The sequence below is a fragment of the Shewanella surugensis genome, assembly GCF_023284005.1.
GTDB classification, from domain to species: domain Bacteria; phylum Pseudomonadota; class Gammaproteobacteria; order Enterobacterales; family Shewanellaceae; genus Shewanella; species Shewanella surugensis.
The window spans coordinates 1-1,957 of record NZ_JAKIKS010000282.1 but is presented as its reverse complement, the minus strand read 5'-3'; the positions used below and the strand labels follow the sequence as shown (position 1 = coordinate 1,957).

3 protein-coding genes are annotated in these 1,957 nt (G+C 35.8%); all 3 read left to right on the top strand.

From position 1 onward, the window contains the following. Positions 1 to 337 precede the first annotated feature (337 nt). The 3 genes from L2764_RS26940 to L2764_RS26930 all read left to right on the top strand — a co-directional run bounded on the left by L2764_RS26940 (position 338) and on the right by L2764_RS26930 (position 1,649). Entirely contained in the window at positions 338 to 583 is a 246-nt protein-coding gene (locus L2764_RS26940; protein ID WP_248943406.1) for a hypothetical protein, read from the top strand. A gap of 214 nt (positions 584 to 797) precedes the next feature. Continuing rightward, positions 798 to 1,295 carry a hypothetical protein gene (locus tag L2764_RS26935; RefSeq protein ID WP_248943405.1) on the top strand — a complete coding sequence of 166 codons (498 nt, stop codon included), beginning with the start codon at positions 798 to 800 and terminating at the stop codon, positions 1,293 to 1,295. 15 nt (positions 1,296 to 1,310) lie between these two features. After that, a complete protein-coding gene (locus tag L2764_RS26930; RefSeq protein ID WP_248943404.1) occupies positions 1,311 to 1,649 on the top strand; it encodes a hypothetical protein in 339 nt (112 codons plus the stop codon). Positions 1,650 to 1,957: the final 308 nt, after the last annotated feature.

The following is a 1,957-nucleotide window of genomic DNA, read 5'->3' as shown; positions in this document are numbered from 1 at the left end:
CTGCTTGCTGATGTCATATCAGGTATTCAATTTAAAGATGGTGAACGGATCACTCAAGATCAAACAGAACATCACGATTCATTGATACACCACATTTGACAATAACTCAAATATTATTGAGGATTAGGATTTACAAGCTATCAACCAGATTTGATTTATCTTGCTTTTGTTCATAATCACTGTTCTAACAAATCAGTGATAAGGTGTCTTATCACTGGTAGAGATGAATCTAATTTGTTCGTCGTTATGTTTCTGTCTGTACTACATTTTAATGTAGAAGGTTACCGTACTACTAATCAATATGCTGTTAGATAATGAATAGAAAGGAGTATCGTAAATGTCTAATGAGAAATTTATGTATAACTGTTTTTTATGCCGTGATAGTTTTCAATTTGGACCAGGATTATATGATGGTAAGACAATTCCCCTTTATGGTGGCATAACTGTTTGTATGGGTTGTTATAAATGGAATTGGGATGGTTGGAATCCAGAGCATGAAGACAAACTTATTTCTCATTTAAATGAAAAGGGACTACCTATTCCTGAGCGTAATGAGAAAGGCTGGCTTCCAAGAGGTGAATGAAAAAAAATAATAAGTGATCTTTATCATCGGTAGCGGTGCCCACCATAAACCTACCTAATTTTCTTTATTGTCTAATGCTTATCAACGGCTTACTTTAGCTATTAACGATTTTACAACAATGAGTTGTAACTGTATCCTAACTTTATAAAATTAAGCAGTTTGGAAGATTATCCTGCTGTTATTGAATCAGCTGTTATGCACAAAGGATTAAGCAATGGAGTCAATTTCACCGTACGAAGGAAAGCCTACTGTTTACCTTGATCATAATGTTTTAGATTTTCTCACGGAACAAGGATTAGACGAGTTTGGCCAAATGCTTATAAAAGGTTATCAAGTAGTTTATTCAGATGAAACGCTCAAGGAAATTCGACGTTCTAAAGGTTTTGAAGAAAGCTTTCTTAACGTGCTTAAAGAGCTTAAAGCTAACTATTTAAAATTAATTATTGAGCAACCTAACTTTACTATCACTGGCAAAGCTTCAATAATCGCGCGCGATCCTTATGATGTCTATAAAGAGTATTGTGAAAATAGTGACGATGGTGTCGACATAGAACATGCAATGCAACAATGGTTGTTCAAATTTTCAGGTGGAAGAAAAGGCGATAGTATAAATGATATTCATAATGAACAAGTCTCTGCATTCTCCGAGCTAATGGATTCAATAATGGATAACTCTGACGCGTTACCCGAAGGGGCTCAAAGACAATTATAAATATACACTAAGGAAATGACTTCTCAGTACAAAGCAACATTAGAAAAAACTGAAAACGTGATGCTTGAGAATATTGAAGATGATAAAAATTGGGATGGTATTAAAGATTTCCGTTCACAGGTAGGAATTGGCCCCAAACAACTTAATAATATTGAACCGCCAAATGTACTTGTCAAAATTTGGGATGAACTAAGAATGCTCCCAATTTATAGTCGAAAAAACATGGATATAGATGACTATTTTCAACTAAAGAAGAATCCTATTTACCCAGAACAGCCATATTATAAACACCAAAAAGTACACCAGAAAGACGGTTTATTGCAGCGGCAAGTGATAATAGTCACGCATCTATAGCATCATTTTGTAATTTCCTTCTATCCAACGACGAACACTTTATTAAAAAAGTTAATGCTGCATATGAGTATCTTCAAATACCAACACTAGCGAAACATGTGGTGTTAAATTATGCATAATTAATAAGGATTGGTCGCGCGCAGCCGCGACCTTATCCTTATTGTTGAACAAGTCGCTAATTTTCCTCAAAAGACCCTATTGTCGAGTAGGCGACACTTGTTACCAAGTGCCGCCCCTCTAAGAACCGTACGTGCAACTTTCACTGCATACGGCTCAAGCCTCCACTAAGGCATCATATGACACCCAGC

Bases quoted from the DNA above. Each gene is read 5' to 3' on its own strand.
- L2764_RS26935 (WP_248943405.1), top strand. From the start codon at position 798: ATGGAGTCAATTTCACCGTACGAAGGAAAGCCTACTGTTTACCTTGAT.
- L2764_RS26930 (WP_248943404.1), top strand. From the start codon at position 1,311: ATGACTTCTCAGTACAAAGCAACATTAGAAAAAACTGAAAACGTGATG.
- L2764_RS26940 (WP_248943406.1), top strand. From the start codon at position 338: ATGTCTAATGAGAAATTTATGTATAACTGTTTTTTATGCCGTGATAGT.